1 protein-coding gene is annotated in these 745 nt (G+C 60.9%); it reads left to right on the top strand.

Going from position 1 to position 745, the window contains the following annotated elements:
• Positions 1 to 745: DUF6531 domain-containing protein (locus tag GIV35_RS27235; protein WP_236491466.1), on the top strand; the 745-nt coding region annotated here is incomplete at both ends.

The following is a 745-nucleotide window of genomic DNA, read 5'->3' on the forward strand; positions in this document are numbered from 1 at the left end:
GTGGGAGGGCTGAAGCAAGGCACGGTGCAGATGCGCTGGCGAGCGCGGCAGAACGTAGTGCTGACGCAGAAAGAGCGTGTGGATGATGTGCCGGCTGTGGCTTCAAATCCTAAAGGCGATGCGGCGACGCCAGCGGACAAGACCGTTACCAACGGCTGCCCGGTGTCGATGGTCACCGGCGAGGAATTGCTGACCCTTACCGACGGCGCGCTGGATGGGATCTTGCCGTTTGAGTGGACACGGCTGTACCGCACCAGTGCGGTGGATGTGGATTGTGGGTTGGGGTTTGGCTGGAGTCATGGGCTGGCTCATCGGCTGGTGGTGTCGGGCGATTCGGTGGTGTGGACCGACCATGAGAACCGCTCGACTACCCTGCCCTTGCCCACCGACTCTCGGCCCGCGATCACCAATAGCCTGGCCGAAGCGGCGATCTATTTGGGAGCCTCGCCTGATGAACTGGTGCTGGCCCAAGCCTCGCGTTTCTACCACTTTCGCGACGGTGTGCTGACAACCATCAGCGATGCGTATGACAACCGGCTGCGCATTTGCCGTGATCGTTCCGGGCGGATTGAGCGGCTGGATAACGGTGCTGGTCGTTCGCTACTACTGCGCTATGAACTGGACCGCATCGTCGCGGTGGACTACCAGGTTCATCGCGCCAAAGGGCGTGAGCCCTACGTTTGGGAAACCGAGCAGAACATCGTTTCCTACGCCTATGACGAAGCTGAACGACTGGTGTGTGCGA

This window comes from Pseudomonas sp. PA-1-6B, assembly GCF_021609545.1.
Lineage (GTDB): Bacteria > Pseudomonadota > Gammaproteobacteria > Pseudomonadales > Pseudomonadaceae > Aquipseudomonas > Aquipseudomonas fluorescens_BV.